This window comes from Corynebacterium amycolatum (genome assembly GCF_016889425.1).
GTDB lineage: Bacteria > Actinomycetota > Actinomycetes > Mycobacteriales > Mycobacteriaceae > Corynebacterium > Corynebacterium amycolatum.
The window spans coordinates 663,421-681,428 of the sequence record NZ_CP069513.1; the positions used below are offsets into that span (position 1 = coordinate 663,421).

The window sequence follows — 18,008 nt, forward strand, 5'->3', positions numbered from 1 at the left end:
TTCATTCTGTCGGTAAGTAATTTTTCCGTGCATCACGGGAATGCGTCAGACGCATCGCTGCCTCGCACTCAAAGCGAGAGGTTTACTGCGGTGTGTTCAGCGTGGACTCGTGGTCGTTTGAGTTTCAAGGAGTGTCAACCGTGTCGAAGCGGACGTTCCAGCCGAATAACCGCCGTCGTGCACGCGTGCACGGCTTCCGTACCCGTATGCGTACCCGTTCCGGTCGCGCTGTTGTGGCAGCACGCCGCAGCAAGGGCCGTGCCCGCCTGTCCGCTTAAGTAAGAGGACGCCGATTTCGGTGCTCCCTCAGAGCAATAAGCTGCGTTCTTCGCGTGACTTCACGGTCACCGTACGACGTGGACGCCGAATCGGACGCAAGACGTTGGTCTTGCATATTCGTGACACCGCCGCTTCTGGCGGTGGAGATAAGACCGATACGCAGATTGCCAGGTTTGGTGGTCCACGTGTCGGTCTTGTCGTATCTAAAGCTGTGGGCAACGCCGTGACTCGTCACGCTGTATCCCGCAAGCTCCGCCATGTTATGGCCGCGGCCGCGCAGGATCTCCCGTCCACTATGGACATTGTCGTTCGCGCGCTGCCCGCTTCTGCCACAGCCACCAGCCAGGAGCTGTCCCACGATGTGCAATCGGCACTCGCTACATACGAACGTCGGCGCTAATTCGCTTGACGACGGCCCCCTCGCCCAGGCCCCCGGTGCACGTGTGGCTGAGAGGGCGATTCTCTTCTACCGCCGTCGTATCTCTAATCTGAAGCCAACGAGCACATGTCGTTTTGAACCGACGTGCTCCGCATATGGTCTTGAGGCCGTGCGCCGCTTCGGAGCGATTCGTGGCCTGTGGCTGACTCTCCTGCGTATCTTCCGTTGCGCACCCTGGCATCCGGGCGGCTGGGATCCAGTTCCAGCTACATTCCCCGGCCTGGGTTCGTGGTTAAAGCGAATGCACAGGTAACCTCTAGTAATGCTTAGCCTTTGACCGGGCTTTGTAGACGAAGGCGCGAGTGCGCTGCCCCCTAAAGAACGGAGTGATCTTAGACCGTGCTCAATTTCGTGTATTGGCCGATTTCGGCCATCCTGTGGTTCTGGCATAAGGCCTCAGGTTTCCTATTCGATCCCTCCTCGGGTATCTCGTGGGTGCTGGCCATTATTTTGCTTGTGGTCACCATCCGTATCCTCCTGTTTAAGCCGATGCTGAACCAGCAGCGTTCTGCCATCAAGATGCAGCAGCTCGCTCCTGAGATGCAGGCGATCAAGGAGAAGTACAAGAATGATCAGCAGGCTCAGGCTCTTGCTATGCGCCAGCTACAGAAGGAAATGGGTGTCAACCCGCTCGGCGGCTGTCTGCCGATTCTGGTTCAGATGCCTGTGTTCATCGGTCTTTTCCACGTGCTGCGTTCGTTTAACCGAACGGGTACGTCGGGCAATGCGCTCGGCATGTCGGTGGGGCAGAACTGGAATACGCCTAACTACATCTTCGGTGTAGATGAGGTGCGGTCCTTCCTGCTGGCTCGTGTGCTCAATGCTCCACTGTCCAGTTCGGTTGGAATGGGTGAGGATCAATACGCAGCCTTTACCGTGCCTGGTACGCCTGCAGACTTCACCCGCATGGACATCATGATCGTTGCTATCCCGCTGATTGTTGTCGCGGCACTGGCAACGCACTTCAACGCTCGCATGTCTGTTGAGCGCACCCGTGCCCGCCAGGAAGCCGGCTTGGTGAAGCGCCAGGAAGGCCCTATGGGTCAGCAGATGGACATGATGAACAAGATGATGCTTTGGTTCTTCCCAATCATGATTCTTGTTACCGGTGCTTTCTGGCACATCGGTCTTCTTGTCTACATGGTGACTAACAACGTGTGGACCTACTTCCAGCAGCGCTACATCTTTGGCAAGCTGGATGAGGAAGAGAAGGAAGCTGTCGCAGCCAAGAAGGCTGCTAAGCGCGAGGCACAGGAGAAGCTCGCTCCGAAGGTTGGCCAGAAGCCAATCAACCCCAAGAAGGGTGGCAAGCGCCAGGCAGCGCAGAATGCGCAGCAGTTGCAGTCTGGTGAGGCTTCTACTGCGAACAAGGCTTCTAGCCACCTTCCAGATGGTAATTCGGCGAAGGGACAGCAGGGTCCGGCTTCCAAGCCGGCGCCGGGACAGAAGCCCGCGAATCGGAAGAAACGGAAGCGCAAAAAGAAATAGCTGAAGTAGCACCACGCTTCGTCTACATAAGTTAATTACTCAGAACGCCCCGCATCAAATGCGGGGCGTTTTTGTTTGCCTTAGTCCCCTCCCACGCAAACAACGTCGCTGTTATTACAGATCTGTAATTTTCTCTGGAGCCTCAAGTTTGGCATCCATCCCCAGTCAATGTTTCACGTGAAACATCGCTGTTGCACTGTCGTACACTAGGGGTGTTGAAAAGCTCGACGAGTGACGGCACAGCTGCCCCATTGGAAAGGTTAGAGGAACTGTTGAGTAACTCCGTGAAAGATGTCGATAAGCAAGAAGCCTCCGCAGTTTTGGTCGATGCAGATCTGCGTTCGGTGATAGATACCGTGTTTGGAGAGAATGTCGATCGGGCATACCGCTACCACTCATGGTTGGCCGAGGAGGCGACAGTCCGAGGTTTGATTGGACCACGTGAAGCTCCAAAGCTGTGGGATCGGCACATTATCAATTCTGCGGTAGTTGGAGAAGCGATAGGCAAAGGGCTTGTAGTTGCGGATATTGGTTCGGGGGCGGGCTTGCCCGGCATTCCACTTGCTCTAGCACGACCGGATTTGAAGGTCATGCTTGTGGAACCATTGCTGCGCCGCACAACCTTTTTGAACGAAGTTGTGGAAGATCTTGAGCTGGACAATGTAACGGTAGTTCGCGGGCGTGCTGAGGAGAAAGTGGTTCGCGCTGAGATTGGCCAAGTGGATGTCGTTACCTCCCGCGCTGTTGCCCCTCTGGGGAAGTTGGCGGGATGGTCGCTTCCTTTAGTTAAATCCGGGGGCGCGATGGTTGCACTGAAGGGTGGAACTGCCCAAGAGGAAATCGATCGGGATGCAAAACTTATTGCAAAGGCGAAGGGAATTAATCCTCGCGTCGTAGAGGTCGGCGGATCCGTGTTGGGAACCTCGACGTACGCCGTGATTATCCAGAAGAAGTAGGCTGTAAGCCCCACTTCCCCTACTCCACTGCGGATTCGTTTGTGTTTTGGTTTCGGCATTGAGGCGCGTAGTACCGTCGGGCTAGAGTGGGATAAGTATCGCGGTATGGCAAAGTCCTAGCGACCAAGGTGGATGTTTCACGTGAAACATTTCCACAATCGTCGGCGTCTAACGGTTGTTGGGGCTTGATGATTACGCTTTTGCAGATAGTTACTAAGTTTAAATTCGCACTCCAGTGGCCATGATTGGTGATTGCTGTGCTTGTAAGGGGAATAGTTAATGAGCCGGAAGTCCTGGCAAGACACACCCATTGCTGTGGCAGCTCAACGAGCGGCGCAAGTTAAGGCTCCGAACCGTTTATCGCTTCCACGCCCCGAGCGACCGCGTCGTATCACGATCGCCAACCAGAAGGGTGGCGTGGGCAAGACCACCTCGGCAGTCAACATCGCTTCGGCGCTCGCGCGGCATGGTCTCAAGGTTCTGGTCATCGATAATGACCCGCAGGGAAATGCTTCTACGGCCCTGGGCATTGAGCATGTTTCCGGGACTCCTTCGACGTATGAGCTTCTCATCGGCGAGCTACAGATTGACGATGTCATCCAGCGTTCCCCTGAATCTGAGAACCTCTATTGTGTGCCGGCGACATTGGACTTGGCGGGCTCCGAGATTGAGCTGGTCTCGCTCCTGAACCGTGAGCGCCGACTTCTCGATGCAGTTCCAGATCAGTACTTGATCGACAATGGCTTCGACTTTCTCATTATTGACTGCCCGCCTTCGCTTGGTCTGTTGACGCTGAATTCGATGACCGCCGCCAACGAGGTGTTGATACCGATTCAGTGTGAGTTTTACGCCTTGGAGGGTGTGACACAGCTGATGAATAACGTGCAGATGATTCGTCAGCATCTCAATCCGGAGCTGCATATTTCTGCTGTGCTGCTCACTATGTTCGATGGCCGCACCAAACTGTCAGAAGAAGTTGCCAATGAGGTACGTAACTACTTCGGCGAGGTTGTTCTACGTAATCTCATCCCTCGATCCGTGAAGGTATCGGAGGCGCCGGGATATTCGCAGACCGTAATTTCCTACGATCCAGGGTCTCGGGGCGCAGTTGCTTATCTTGATGCTGCAAAGGAATTGGCAACGCGTGGCGACTATTCAGCAGTTCCGGGGGGAAGTGCGATTGGGCAAAAGCCAGCTTCCTCCCCTACCCCGTCCAATTCCACTGAGCCAAATTAAAGCAACTAGGAGTAGTAACCCATGTCGAATCAAAAGAAGGAGAACCGCAAGGGAGGGCTCGGTCGCGGTATCGCCGCACTGATCCCAACTGCTCCGGCGGCTAACCCGTCGGTAGGTGAAAGTGCCGCGGATATTATTTTCGGTCCCCGCCGTACCCAGGGGGCGAAGCAGTATGGCAGTAGCGGAGTTGCCGACGTATTGGGCGCGGCCGCGACGGAATCCGGCACCTCGTTGCCTGAGAGGAAAAACGCCGGAAAATCCACAAAATCCGGGCAAAGCGAGCCGCATACTAATGAGGCGAATAAACGTCACAGTGACGATAACGCTATTGGTAAGTCTAGCAATGTTTCACGTGAAACAATGCCCTCGACGACGTCGGGAGTAGCGGACTACAGTGGCGCCGAGGCTGCTGATGTTGACACTACGGCCGCAAACGAGTTTGGCGCGACCTATCGCGAGGTCGATTTGAAGCTCATCACGCCGAACCCGAAGCAGCCACGAGAGGTCTTCGATGAAGAGCCCTTGAATGAGCTTGCTCACTCTATTCGTGAGTTCGGTCTATTGCAGCCGATTATCGTACGACCAATCTCAACGGATAATCGTGCGGCAGCGCTCGAGGCAGCGCGCAAGGAAGATCCGAATGCGCTGCAACCCGAGTTTGAAATCATCATGGGTGAACGTCGCTGGCGTGCTTCTCAGCGAGCTGGAATTGACACGATTCCCGCCATCGTTCGCGATACTCCAAACCAGGACATGCTCCGCGATGCCCTACTAGAGAACATCCATCGCGTGCAGCTGAACCCACTCGAAGAGGCCGCTGCGTACCAACAGCTGCTCGATGAGTTTGGTGTTACTCAGGCAGAGCTGGCGGATCGTATCGGTCGCTCGCGGCCCGTTATTACCAACATGATTCGACTCTTGCAGTTGCCGGTGGAGGTACAGCGACGAGTAGCGGTCGGTGTTCTGTCGGCTGGCCACGCACGTGCCTTGCTTGGGGTCAAGGCAGGTAAGGAGGAACAGCAGCGCCTCGCCGAGCGAATTGTTGCTGAAGGACTATCTGTCCGTGCGACCGAAGAAGCAGTGACATTACTCAATGCAGGCGAGCGACCAAAGAAGCAGCACCGCGAGCCCACTCCGCAGCCGGAGGTACTCCACAATTGGGCTGATCGCCTGTCCAATTCTTTTGATACGAAGGTGACTGCCCAGATGGGCAAGCGTAAGGGCAAAATTGTCATCGAATTCGGCAACCTCGAGGACTTTGATCGCATCATGTCACTGATGCATCTCGACGAAGAGTAAACCCGGTTACTGTGACTGAAGTATTCATCGAGAAAATCTCGCTGGCCGACATCGATGGAATCTATCCGGAGACGATGTTAAGCCTGTTTTGGGAACAGGGCATGGAGCATATCCGTACTGCAACTGCCCTAGCCCACTTCTCGTCTGAGCCGCGCGAACCTAATTTGGACCCTCGCAAGCCAGAAGAGGATGAAGCCCTCAACGGCGATTTAAAGCATTCGGACAGCCAACCCCCTATTCGGCCAACCGGAGCTAGTGAGAGCCCCTTAAATAGCGTCCTAAGCTCTGATTTAGCCGCCCAGGTGCGCTTGGAGAAGGAAGCATGGCTCAATACCGTCTACCTTTCCTGGGGGCCGTGCGGATATTCGCTACGGCGAAAGCCACCGGCATCACGTATCGATGGGAAGCCTGAGACCGTCGGCACGCTCCTCTTTGCGCCCCCGCGCTTCTGCCCGACGACATTTTCCATGCCTTCCGGGCCAATATCGCCGGATGCGATAGCGCTGACGAGTCTGCATTACAACGCTTTAGAGGTCGATGATGACATGCTCCGCGTTCTCATTGTGACCGCTCTGCACAAGCTCGCGCTGCGCGGGATCTCAGCGGTAGAGGCGTTTGGTTGCAGTGGCACAGCGGATTCTATGTCGGGACCCACGCCGTCATCGCCAACGCCTGACGACGGCACGGAGAATCTAATCGCTGATTTCGAGGCGCAACTCGAAGAAAAGCTAAATCCAAAGCCGTGTATCTCAGATTCGTTGGCGGCGATTAACCATAACGCCGGTGATTTAATTCGTACGCGAACCCTTCTTGACTCCGGGTTTCGGGTGGTGACTCCACATCCGATTCATCCGAAACTCCGTATCGAGTTGGATGCGGAATTGGACTGGGATGAAGAAATCGGTCATGCGTTGGATCTAAGTGCGAAAGAACCCTTTATGCGCTCAAAGCTGTTCAGTCTCTAGCACCGGGTTACATAGGCCGGCCGTGTTTAGGCTTTTTCCTCTTCAATCAGCTGAGCAAAGCTGTAAGCGCCGGTCATTGGTTGCTCCTCTTCATCGCCCAGGTACAGACGCTTTACAGCGACAACGATAGATTCGGCAATTACGTCCCGCTGATCTGGGGAAGAAAGAATTGCCACGTCATCCTCATTGGTCAGGTAACCAACGGCGACTTCCACCGTGGGCATCCTGGTCAGACGGAGGAGATCCCAAGTACGGGCGTGCGAGCGGCAGTCCACCAGGCTCGTACGGGCAACAATTTCCCGCTGAATAAGGCCAGAGAGCTGTTCGCCCAGAATGGAGTTGGAGCCCTTCATCGAGCCGAAGTAAAAGGTCGCAATACCGCTGGCGCGGTTGTTGTGATAGTGATCAGCCTGCAGGGAGATGAAGATGTCAGCGCCAAATGCGTTGGCCATCTCAGCTCGATCTTCGATAGATGGGTTGTCGGTACGAGGACGAGACAGAATAGTCTCTGCACCCGCCGCGACAAGACGACCTTCGATGCGAGAGGCCAAATCCCAAAGAATTTCCTCTTCAGAAATCTGACCGTAGGGGCCGTCGACCACGACGCCGGGCTCCCCTGCCCCAAGGCCTGGATCAATGACAATGCGCTTGCCTGAGAGCTTAGGCCCCATCGTGCGCAGGATTTCCTTCTCGTGGAAAGCGTTTACCGAGCCACCAGTAACCCTTCTACCCAAGTAGCTGAGCGCTCGGAGAGTAACGGGGCCACAGATACCGTCGGGCTCCAACCCGTAATTGAGCTGGTATTCACGCACAGATGCATCGGTCTTCGGGCCGAAGTGGCCGTCTACTCGGGCATCGTGGAAACCGAGCTCCTGCAAGGTAGCTTGGAGGACGCCCACGTCCTCACCGGTCATTTGTGACAGTGGATCGTAGGACAGTACGCGGGTGCCCAGAGTGTACGAAGCTTCTCGCAGTAGGCGCAGGGTGCTGTCGCGGATGATGCCGTCGGCATAGACACCGCGGGACTGTTGGAACGCCAGGAGAGCGTTGCGCATATCCTCATCAAACAGGTCGTCGTCACCAGACCACTGAGGCGAGTTCTCCTCTGCAGCTGAGCCCTCCCAGTTGGGCAGAAGCCCAAGACGAGCCAGGGTAGAACGTACCTCGGCAACACGAGGTGACCTATCGCCCACCTTCAGAAACTCTGGCACGAAAACTCCCTTCCGAACTCCACAATTATGTTCAGGCCGTTGTGGGGTTCTCACAACACTTAATCAGTATTACTGGCCAGTGAGCTAAACGAAACTTCAGTTAAGAAACTTCGCGCACTCTCAGAGGATATGGTCAGCAATACCTCTTAAGTTGGCGGCAACCTGGTTCCTTCACGGTATTAAGGAAGACGTAAACCGCCATTTCCAGCAAGATTACCAGGTCGCAGGCGCGAATTGATTGTTACGAGGGCGCGTCGGCAAGCCCGACGGCAAAACCCCAGAACTAACTCTAAATCACAACCATAACTTCAGTCACATCTTAATGGGGCGTGTCCAAGGAAGGTGGGAGAAGTGAAGTGACGGGTGAGCAGGTGCGACCTCGTATCGGATAAGGAGCAACCCCTGGTTTTTTTAAAGGTGCTTCTCGATGAGCGCCGTGATTTCGCCCTTCGGGCGGATTCCGCGAATCTCTTCGACCTTCTTGCCGTCCTTGAATAGGAGCAGGCTTGGGATGGACATAATCTGGAACATGCCAGCCAGTGCACGCTCCTCATCGACGTTGACCTTGGCGATGACGGCCTTGCCATCGAGCTCGGTCGCAACCTCGTCGAGAACGGGAGCAATCTTCTTACACGGGCCACACCACTCTGCCCAGAAATCTACAAGTACCGGCTTATCGGATTCGAGGACATCGGACTTAAAGGTATTGGCGGTGACAGTTACCGGAGCCATGAAATTCTTCTCCTTAGAATGAGCTCGTTTGAGTTCTTAGTGGTTTTGATTCGTGCTCTTGATTCTAATTTTTCAACCTAGTTTCTTCAGTCTCGCGTACGGATTTGGCGCTAAAGGCGTCAAAAATTAGGGCTTCCGGTGGCGTGAGTGAAGTACTAAATTGTTAATTAATGGTGTTCTTGGGAACGCTGCGAGCGCTCGATGGGTGCGGGGCGGATCGGGCTATAACACGTCCCGCTGCGCCCTCATTGAGCGACAGCTAACAACAATTGGGCTGACTGACTATCGGGTACTCCCAATAGTTGGATGTCTGCAATCGTTGGCGTTATCCAACAATTGCACCGCCCCAACTAATAGCTGTTTATCCAGCTAGCGAGGCTACCCTGCTTTCAGCTACCGAGCAACAGTTTCCAAGTAGTGCTCAGCATCCAGCGCGGCCTTGCAGCCAGAGCCGGCGGCGGTAATTGCCTGCTGGTAATGCGAGTCAACAACGTCGCCCGCTGCAAAGACACCCTTGAGGGAGGTCTGGGTGCTCGGAGCGGCTACCTGAATGTAGCCATTCTCGTCGCAGTCCAGCTGATTGCGAACCATCTGCGAACGTGGCTCGTGGCCAATTGCTACGAACATGGCAGTCACATCGAGGACGGATTTCTCGCCAGTGACGGTGTCTTCCAGCTCGAGACCGGTAACTGAACCCTTGTCCTCACCAAGAACCTGGGACACAACCTTGTTCGTCGCAAAGCGAATCTTGTCATTGTTCTGGGCGCGCTCAACCATAATCTTTGACGCGCGGAACTCGTCGCGGCGATGGACAATCGTCACCGAGCGGGCGAACTTGGTAAGGAAGGTTGCCTCTTCCATCGCGGAGTCACCGCCACCGATGACGGCGATATCGTGGTCACGGAAGAAGAAACCATCACAGGTGGCACAGGCGCTGACACCGTGGCCCAGCAGTGCCTGCTCGCCCGGAGCACCGACATAACGCGGAGCGGCACCGGTTGCCAAGATGACAGCGTGAGCCTTGTGCTCTTCTCCGCCAACCCAAACAGACTTGATGTCGCCGGTGAGATCCATGCGATCAACAATCTCCATGCGCAGGTCAGCGCCGAAGCGCTCAGCCTGTGCGCGCATCTGATCCATTAGCTCTGGCCCCATGATGCCCTCGGAGAAACCTGGGTAGTTCTCCACGTCGGTAGTCGTCATAAGCAGACCGCCAAACTCGATGCCCTCGAACACCACAGGCTTCAGGTCGGCGCGGGCTGCGTAGGTGGCAGCCGTGTAGCCGGCGGGACCGGAACCGACAATGATCAGGTCGTGAACGATATCGCTCATGAAGACTCCTATAATTTTTATCTCTCACATCACATGGCGCACAGTGATGCTCAGTAGTAAGCAAATTTTTCAGCTCCGGGAAAGAAATTACCGGAAACAGCTACCTCAACCAACGTGAGGTTAGCCATCTCTATTCCCCTCCCCTGTTTCTCCCCTGCTTCGCAGTTGTTAGGCCACCTGCACTTCTTCCAACTGTCGCCGAAGCGCACGACGCGCCCGCGCTCGTCGAGACTTCAACGTTCCGCTCGGTTGCCCAATACTGCGAGAGGTCTCTTGCAGCGAATACCCAAAGATGTCCAAGTACAACAGGGCATCCCACTGATCCGTTGGTAACTGCTCCAATGCGGCGACCATAGTCACTCGTAGCGGAACATCCGGGCAGGGAATCGGCTGTGAACTCAGAAGCGTCTCAAAATCTTCGTCCTTATCGCACAGAGAAATCTCCCCGAAACGACCGCGGATGTGGTCAATACACGCATTCTTCACGATGCACGTCAGCCACGTCGCCACCGTAGAACGCCCGCGAAAACTCGCCGCCCCCGCAATTGCCCGCGCCAACCCCTCCTGTACCCCATCCAAGGGATCGAAATCATCCCGACGATATCGCCGCGCCATAGCTACCAACTGTGGGTAATAACGCTGTGCCAACACCGCGAACGCGCGACGATCCCCCGCCAGGTGCGCCTTTAATAACTCACGATCAACCTCGTCCGCAGATGCATGCTTTCGCATACCGACGACGCCATAGTCCCCCAGTCGCCGACCCGCATGGGCTTTACGGTGACTGTCCCCAATTCGATTTCTTCCCCCAAAGTTCATGGCTCCTATGCAAACACGAAACCTGCGCTCTCCGCTTGGCAAAACTGCCGTGGAGACCGCGGGCTGTGGATGAATTTCAAAATGTCCCAGTAGCTGTGGATAACTTGGGACAACTTAAACTGTTGCCGCCTAAGGCAAGCTCAGAGCGTTATTCCGTACCACGCACCTGGATATCGCCAATTGCAACTGGCAGCAACGAATCCGGGGATTGCTCAGCCAGATTGCGGTCGCCGACAAGTGGGTTGTCCGAATCGGAATTCTGCGACTCAGCATCAGCATTCGTATCAGCATCGGTGTCTGAGTTGCTGTCGGCTACCGCTTCCGCAGCCGTCGGCAAGCTGGAGATCCAGACAACAAGGTTCTTCCACTCGGTGTCGCGGCTATCAATTTCGATAGTTGTCGTACCTGAGGTGGCGGTTGCGCTACCGAGAACCGTTGTGTCATCCAAGTTCGTCGAGTCAGCATCGCGTAGGCCGCGAACTTCAATGTGTGCGCCCGGGGTCGCAGAGACCTTAAGCTCTCGAATGGTTGCCGGTTCATCCAGAGTGACCCGAATACCAACACCAGGTTTAAAGTCCTCTGGACGATTGCCGAACTGGCTGAGGTAAGTAGAAGTTACCCAGAAGCTTTCCTCGTCATTATCGATGGTCAGCTCAGCCATGTCCGGATTGTCTGGACCTGCTGCCGGGTTGTCGGTGTCGGCCTGCCACTCGCTAGCGTCGGCAAGCGAGAGCGTCGTGACCGGAGCCGGGCCGCGTCGTACGGACTCGGAGTTAATCGGTGCGTCCGAGGAACGGTTAACCAGACCAAAGATGCCCGCGGCGACAAGTGCACCGACAATGACTACGCCGACAACGACTGCGCCGGTGCTGAATGCGCGGGTGCGATTCTTGGTGTGATGAGCGTTTGATTGGGCTGCACCGCCGGCATCGACGGATTCGCGCGCACCGGTGTCGGGGTCGATTGCGAGAAACTCCGAAGAATCGGGGCCCAGCGCTGCGGCGCGCAAATCCTCGGCGAGCGTGCGAGCTGGCGACTCCTGCCCATTGAAGTTCTCCGGGCGTGTTTGCTTCGCGCGGTCGATGGCAGCAGAAATATCAGAGGGGATGTTCGTCACGCTGTAGAACAGCTCGTCGATGACTGAAAGCAACGCGCTGTAGTCCGAACGTTGCGAGCTATTGGGCAAAACGACGGGGAAAGCGTCGTAGATGTGGCCGTCGCTGCTGATTCGCAATTGTCCAGGCTTGTTTGTCAGGCCAAGGCAGCGCCCAGATTCGTGGGCGTCGGCGATCGTCTCGGCAAGTGATGCAACTGCGAGTGCCAGGGCATCCGGATGGGCGGCCTGATCGAACCGCTCAATACCGATACTGCTGGTCCAGTCGGCGACGATGAGCACCTCGGTGCGTGTCTTCGCCACGCTATGAATCCGCGACATTCCGGCGCCAGCCAAGTCACGCAGCTCATTGGTCGTCGTGGCAATCTTCTGGGCGGCAGCCGATGGCGAAGTGTCGTAGTACGGCAGTGCAATCGTGTCGACGAAGACAAGTGCGACATCTGCGTTATCGGGATCTCCCATATCCATGGCGCGCCACAGGCGCAGACCTGGGTAGGTCGCGACTTCAGAACGCAGACGGAAACGACCACCTGAGACCATCTCGCCGGGTACATAGCGGGTTGGGCGAGAACCCTGCGTCGGCATCGGCGGCAGCAGCGGCGAAGCGGTGAAGCCCTCGTTTGCCAGACCCGTGGCCTCGCCGATCAGGTTCGACGGGGCAATCGAGAAAGCATCAGCGGCGAAGCCACGTTCGCGCTCCATATCCTCACGGTCGGCGACGGCATTGTCGGCTGCATGAGGCTGCGGAGCAAAGCGGCGTAGACCCGGGATGCGGCCGAGGAAGCCGCCCAGAACGCGGACCTCTTCCAATGGAGCCTGAGCGAGGACCAGGCCGGTACCGATGAGGAAGACCACGCCGGTGACGATGGTCTGCAGCAGCACGCCGAAGGAACCGAAGAAATCGAACAGCACAAGGTCGGTCAATGCGAATGCGCCCCAAGCAACGGCGACACCGACAAGCGACGCCCCCAGTGCCCACAGCACGGTGTGGACGGTCGCCTTACTGTCCAAGTGTCCGAGAGTGCGGCGCAAGAGCAAGAAGCCAATTACTGCGCCGGCGACGAAACCGAAACCGTTGGCAGCACCGAGCAACACGACGACGGTCTCATCGTCAGAAGCCAGACGAGGAGCGAAGAACGACAGAATCACCTTGACGGTGGTAATGCCGAGGATGATGAAAGTCGGGGTCCAGGCCTCTTCACGGGCGTAGAAAACACGCAAGTGCAAAAGCACGATGGCATATGGAATAAGCGAGAACGCCGAGAAGGACAGCGTCCAGCCAAGAATCTCCGCGGTTTCGCGGGGGAACTCCAGATACGCGAAAAGACCGACGGCGATGGGGCGGCCGAATGCGGTGAAGAAGGCGACGATCGGCACCAGCGCAATCATGGTCAGACGCGTACCGATGGATAGATCGCGGACCACTGCCCCATCATTACCGTCGGCTGCATTGCGGGACAGTCGCGGCATGATGGCGGTCAGCAAGGTAACGCCGATGATGCCGTAGGGCACCTGCAACAGCAGCCAAGCCTGCTGGTAAATCGTCGGCGCTGCCTTGGAGGCAGTCGAGGCAATATTGGTGGTGATGAAGTAACCAGCCTGGGAAATTGCCACGTAGGTGATAATCGCAACACCCATGCCGGTGAACTGTTTGATGCGGTCGTCGATACCCCACAGCGGACGCAAGTCAATGCCCGCGCGCTTGAGGTAGGGAATCATGATGGCTGCCTGAATGACGACACCCAGAGTGGTACCAAGACCCAAAAGCAGGATGTGCGGATCGGAGAGTGAACCGTCCGAATCCGGACTCAATTGGCCGGGCAGGAACAGATATAGCAAGAGCGTGGCAATGGCCACGACGTTGTTGGCGACAGGTGCCCACGCACCGGGTTTAAAGATTCCCTTGGTGTTTAGCACCGCCATGAGCAGCGCAAATATGCCGTAGAAGATGATTTGCGGCAATAATAAGAACGCAAATGACGTCGCCAGCGGAACGTTGACCTTACCGGCCTCGTTAAGGCTCAATCTGGTCAATAGTGGCGCACCTATCACTGCTAGCACCGTCACCACTGCCAACAGCGTCATAGAGACAGTCAAGAGACGTCTAATGAAGGCGGCACCGTGATCTGGATCCTCCTTCTCCGCGCGCACCAACACCGGCACCACCAGAGAAGTCAGCACCGCGCCGAGGACGATTTCCGTAATCAGGTTCGGCAGTGTGTTGGCGACGTTGAAGGCTGAAGCCACAGCCGGACCCAGCGTCGCGCCGATAAGCAGGTTTCGCAAAAAACCCGTAATGCGTGAAATCAGGGTAGCGATTGCCATCGAGCCCGTGGAGGCGACGATGTCCGAGTTCGACTGTTCCTGATTTGCGTCCGTCGTCGAGTCCGCGGAGGAATCGCCGGAAGCGGTTGCTGTCGCAGTTGCCGCCTTTGCCGGCGATGGTGATGCCGATTCCGTCATCGCGTCAGCGGCGGTATCGGCATTTGCCTTATGGCCGGATACGCGAGTTAGGTCCGGGGCCGCTTCGGCCGGCTGAGATTCAGCCGTTGGCCGCGCCGCCGGAACCGGAGCCGGTGGCGCGGGGCGACGAATGCGGCCTCGAAGTCCAGATTTATGCGCGTCTGAGTCAGTCACATGTCCTATTGTTGCTTAAAAGGGGGTCTATTTCCGAAAGTACTGTGACCGTTTTGCGGCAAAAAACCCACCAACAGTGACGATGACGAGGGTCACGATAGCCAAAACCCCGACGGAAGCGCCGGATTGCACGGAAATACTCACTGATTGAGAAATAGGCGTGCCGCCAGGTGATTCGAGCCACAACAACAGGTTGTGGGAATTGTCTCCACTATCCCGTGGCCGGTCTCCCTCTGGAGCATTGGTTGCCGGAGTGGATTCTGCATCATCACCCGACTTCGGAGTGAACTGAACAGTCACCGACCCCTTGGCAGGGATGGCGGCCTCATACTTCTCCTCCATCACCGAATCTCCAGCGCCGACGCGCACGAACGCGGGAACCGGCAGCGGCAGACCATTGCGAGCCAGCACCGCAATCGGCGACAGCTGCGTTGCGCGGGTGTAGACACCGCCAGGAGCTACCAATGTCACTGAATTGCGCAGACGTCGAGTCATAACCAGTGCCTGGTCGCTGAGTTCTTCGCTCCGCCGCTGCACGTCAGTTGACTGCAGCTGATTTCGCCGGCCGAGAGTGGTAAACGAGCGCAGTAAGTCGTGCCGCAGGGGGCGGGTGAATTCATACCGCGTCAGCGCGACGTTGGGGTCGTTGGACATGATTGTGGTCAGGTCCGTGATTTCGCGGGAGGCTATCCGAGCCTTCTCCACGAGCGCTTCACTCACCGGCGCGGGATCGGCGAACTCGTCAACTGGGGTAACCGAGCCCGCATCCAGGTCGCGAGCTGCGGCGGTGATGGAATCCATCAGCGGAGTCAGCTCAGCCAGGTTAGCGTCCACGGCTTTCCGAACCGCGGCCATGAAATCTTCAGCATCGCTAGCGCGTGGATCCCAACCGGACGGTGGTGCTGCCACCACAGCCGCGCGAGGGGCATCCGAATCAGTCAGTGATTGGAACAGAGTGCCAATCGCTGTCTGCATCCGTGCAGCCTCGGAGTCGATTCGGAAATCGAAGCGTCCGAGCAGATTCGAATACGCCACAGTCTGGGGCGACCGTCCTGTTACAGCCAGAGAGGCTGTCAGTGCCCCAGAGAGGGCGAAGGCGCGGCTACCGTCGGCAAGCACACCACTGTGGCCAGGCCGTAGTGTCTGACCATCGGCGGTGATAGCGGTGTTGTCCGCGACCAATACGGTGGTGTCGTGCGCGGCTTCGGGCGGAGTGGGCGAGGGAGGCATCGTCTCGCCGGTATCTACGCGGTCTTCGAATGCGTGCTCCGGGGTGGTTCCGCTCAGAGCTGTCGCCGCCGAGTACAGCGGGGCGCTTTCCGACGTTACGTATCCCTCGGCCGGCAAATAGATACCCGGCAGTGTCTGAACGTCCAAATGCTTGGCGATGGTCTGCCGACCAGCGGCGAGTGCCTCCATGGAAAGCTCTTGATCCGCCACGCGAGCTACGGCGCTGGCATCGGTGCCGCCCCACGGCAGTGACAGTGTGCATGTGTCCTGTGTGAGATCGTGCAGCCGGTTAAGCCAGTCGGCGGCATTGTCGCTGGCGGGCATATGCGTGAGATTGGTGTCATCCGCGTTTCCCCAGGAATCCCGCAGTCGTGGCGAGGACTCCACAGGACTTGGGCGGCTGGTGCCAATCCAGTAGTCACGGGTCATCCGGGAGATTGCATCGAGGGTCTCCGGGTCGATGGCGATGCATGTCGATTCCCGCAACCTCTCCCCATCGGGGCCGGCAAAGCCTTTTTCCAACGAGGTGAGCAAACCGTCGAGGCGGCCACCGCGTTCAAGAGATTCGGCCAAAGAATTGTCGGTGAGGATGAGATTCGGCGACGAGGGTGCGTCACCGGTCTCACCGCCGACCACTGGCACTGGCTGGCTGATGGGCCAAATCAGCGAAAACGGCACTGGGTCACGGCGGGTGGGCGCATCGGAATTGTCGGTCTCATCGTTGTCGTTCTCATCGCCGGCAGGCGGTTCCGGCTCATCACCCGCGGCTTGCGAATCCGTCACCGGTAGCAGTGCGCGTGTTTCCGCCAGCAGGCGGTCGATGTCATCTGCCGGTTGCCCGTTAGCGTTGATGAGCAGCGGAAACGTGCCGGCTTCCGTGATGTCGAGTCCTTCTGGGGCCGGTGCGGAGATAGGAACACTTAGCGTAACCTCACGCGTCTCGCCCGCTTTCAGCTCGATGGGGGCACTGAAGGTCCCAGCCACATCAAACACCGATTCAGGCTCAGCGAGAATCGTCCGCGCATCTGCAGAGGAAGCTAGTGCGCCGGCCCGCTGTGGGCGCAGCGCAACATTGCTGATATCCGCGTCGGAGGTGTTGTGCACCTGCACCTTGATGGTCAGTGTCGAATGTAGAGCCGCGACATGCGGAGTGAAGCTGGTTATCGAAAGCCGAAGGGGTCCCTGTTCACCGACTCGATTGGCACCACTGCCCCACAACTGCTCATCTTGCGCAAAAGCTGGGGGCGCAACGGTCGTCGGCAAGCACAGTATGAGCGCTGCGGTGGCGGCCGTGACTTTACGAACAACATTCCTTGGCAACTGCAACCTGAACATGCGCAATCACCTCGGCGTCTGCCGGCCTGCTCGCTTTTCCGCGCGGGCGAGATCGGGCAGCAGATTGTGCGCGCGCCGGGCCAGTTTGCGTTCGTCAGCGTAGGCCAACCGCTCCACCAGGGTGTCTACCGGGACCCACATGACCTGAGTGACCTCGGGGTCTTCGTCGTTCAAATCGCCATCGACATAGCGCAGAAGGTGATGGTGCACGGTCTTGTGAATCCGCGTGCCATCGGAGACAAACCAGTAGTCAATCACACCGAGCTCCTCGATGACCTCGCCGCGAATGCCCGTTTCTTCCCACACCTCACGTTCGGCGGTGGAATCGAAAGCTTCGCCGGGCTCGACATGGCCCTTGGGCATCGACCACAGCAGGCGCCCGCGACGATCGTGCCGACCAATCAGCGCGACATAAATCCGTGACAGGTTGACTTTGCCGCCATCGCCGACCGCCTCAGCAAGCCCCGAGACGACCAGTCCGCCCGCCGAAGTCTCAATCGAGGTCTGCATCGGCGCTGCATTTTGCGCGCGCGACGAGTGCGCACGGCGATTGTTCGTGCGCTTCGTCTGTGCGTGACGACGGCGATTGTTCCTATCCTGACCGTTCTTACGGCCACCGCGGTAGTTCGACTGCTTCGAGGGTCGTGCCGACTTCGGTGATTTGGAAGATTTCTTGGCGCCACCGGAGTTTGGCTTGGCCGATTTGGGGCCATTGGCACCGGAGCCACTACGTTTTGCGGAATTTCCGCTGGTAGTAGCGCTATTGGTGTTGGTGGACGCGGAAGCGTCACCCCTTCTGCGCGGTCGCCGACGACGTCGACGGCTCTTCGCCGCCGAGTTGTCATTGCGTACCACGTTGTTCATTCCACTTAGACTACCGGGTTTATAGGTATAAGCGGGTATTGTGTCGGTCGTGACACAATCGACTCCTTCAAC

15 protein-coding genes are annotated in these 18,008 nt (G+C 57.3%); 8 read left to right on the forward strand and 7 right to left on the reverse strand.

The annotated features are described in order from the left end of the window. Window positions 1-140: 140 nt before the first annotated feature. The 8 genes from rpmH to I6J19_RS03015 all read left to right on the forward strand — a co-directional run bounded on the left by rpmH (window position 141) and on the right by I6J19_RS03015 (window position 6,662). Window positions 141-278, forward strand: coding sequence for a 50S ribosomal protein L34 (rpmH, locus tag I6J19_RS02980; protein ID WP_005511646.1), 138 nt, complete (start codon window positions 141-143; stop codon window positions 276-278). 20 nt (window positions 279-298) lie between these two features. Then, window positions 299-679, forward strand: a complete 381-nt coding sequence (gene rnpA / locus I6J19_RS02985) for a ribonuclease P protein component (RefSeq protein WP_038627093.1) — start codon at window positions 299-301, stop codon at window positions 677-679. Beyond that, window positions 639-971, forward strand: a complete 333-nt coding sequence (yidD, locus tag I6J19_RS02990; protein WP_080972909.1) for a membrane protein insertion efficiency factor YidD — start codon at window positions 639-641, stop codon at window positions 969-971. Before rnpA ends, yidD begins: the two co-directional genes overlap by 41 nt. Before the next feature lie 86 nt (window positions 972-1,057). Then, complete coding sequence (yidC, locus tag I6J19_RS02995; RefSeq protein WP_038627091.1) at window positions 1,058-2,206, forward strand: membrane protein insertase YidC; 1,149 nt, start codon at window positions 1,058-1,060, stop codon at window positions 2,204-2,206. 320 nt (window positions 2,207-2,526) lie between these two features. After that, a complete protein-coding gene (rsmG, locus tag I6J19_RS03000; protein ID WP_070431835.1) occupies window positions 2,527-3,162 on the forward strand; it encodes a 16S rRNA (guanine(527)-N(7))-methyltransferase RsmG in 636 nt (211 codons plus the stop codon). Between the two features lie 279 nt (window positions 3,163-3,441). Next, complete coding sequence (locus I6J19_RS03005) at window positions 3,442-4,398, forward strand: ParA family protein (RefSeq protein ID WP_038627088.1); 957 nt, start codon at window positions 3,442-3,444, stop codon at window positions 4,396-4,398. 21 nt (window positions 4,399-4,419) lie between these two features. After that, window positions 4,420-5,697 carry a ParB/RepB/Spo0J family partition protein gene (locus tag I6J19_RS03010; protein WP_038627086.1) on the forward strand — a complete coding sequence of 426 codons (1,278 nt, stop codon included), beginning with the start codon at window positions 4,420-4,422 and terminating at the stop codon, window positions 5,695-5,697. A gap of 11 nt (window positions 5,698-5,708) precedes the next feature. Next, window positions 5,709-6,662 carry a hypothetical protein gene (locus tag I6J19_RS03015; protein WP_038627084.1) on the forward strand — a complete coding sequence of 318 codons (954 nt, stop codon included), beginning with the start codon at window positions 5,709-5,711 and terminating at the stop codon, window positions 6,660-6,662. A 26-nt stretch (window positions 6,663-6,688) separates the two neighbouring features. Here I6J19_RS03015 and I6J19_RS03020 read toward each other — a convergent pair whose 3' ends face one another. From I6J19_RS03020 to I6J19_RS03050, 7 genes are all read right to left on the reverse strand, one after another. Next, window positions 6,689-7,873, reverse strand: a complete 1,185-nt coding sequence (locus I6J19_RS03020) for an N-acetylmuramoyl-L-alanine amidase (protein WP_038627083.1) — start codon at window positions 7,871-7,873, stop codon at window positions 6,689-6,691. 411 nt (window positions 7,874-8,284) lie between these two features. Beyond that, window positions 8,285-8,605 (reverse strand): thioredoxin, encoded by a 321-nt coding sequence (gene trxA / locus I6J19_RS03025; RefSeq protein WP_038627081.1) that lies wholly within the window; start codon window positions 8,603-8,605, stop codon window positions 8,285-8,287. A gap of 393 nt (window positions 8,606-8,998) precedes the next feature. Beyond that, window positions 8,999-9,937, reverse strand: a complete 939-nt coding sequence (gene trxB / locus I6J19_RS03030; RefSeq protein WP_038627079.1) for a thioredoxin-disulfide reductase — start codon at window positions 9,935-9,937, stop codon at window positions 8,999-9,001. 168 nt (window positions 9,938-10,105) lie between these two features. Then, entirely contained in the window at window positions 10,106-10,669 is a 564-nt protein-coding gene (locus I6J19_RS03035) for a sigma-70 family RNA polymerase sigma factor (RefSeq protein ID WP_235191280.1), read from the reverse strand. Window positions 10,670-10,904: 235 nt separating this feature from the next. Beyond that, the gene (locus I6J19_RS03040; RefSeq protein WP_038627076.1) at window positions 10,905-14,507 is read right to left on the reverse strand and encodes a murein biosynthesis integral membrane protein MurJ; all 3,603 of its coding nucleotides are present in this window, start codon (window positions 14,505-14,507) and stop codon (window positions 10,905-10,907) included. A gap of 27 nt (window positions 14,508-14,534) precedes the next feature. After that, window positions 14,535-17,072, reverse strand: a complete 2,538-nt coding sequence (locus I6J19_RS03045; protein ID WP_038627074.1) for a hypothetical protein — start codon at window positions 17,070-17,072, stop codon at window positions 14,535-14,537. A 6-nt stretch (window positions 17,073-17,078) separates the two neighbouring features. Further along, window positions 17,079-17,936 carry an NUDIX hydrolase gene (locus I6J19_RS03050; RefSeq protein WP_187402523.1) on the reverse strand — a complete coding sequence of 286 codons (858 nt, stop codon included), beginning with the start codon at window positions 17,934-17,936 and terminating at the stop codon, window positions 17,079-17,081. Window positions 17,937-18,008: the final 72 nt, after the last annotated feature.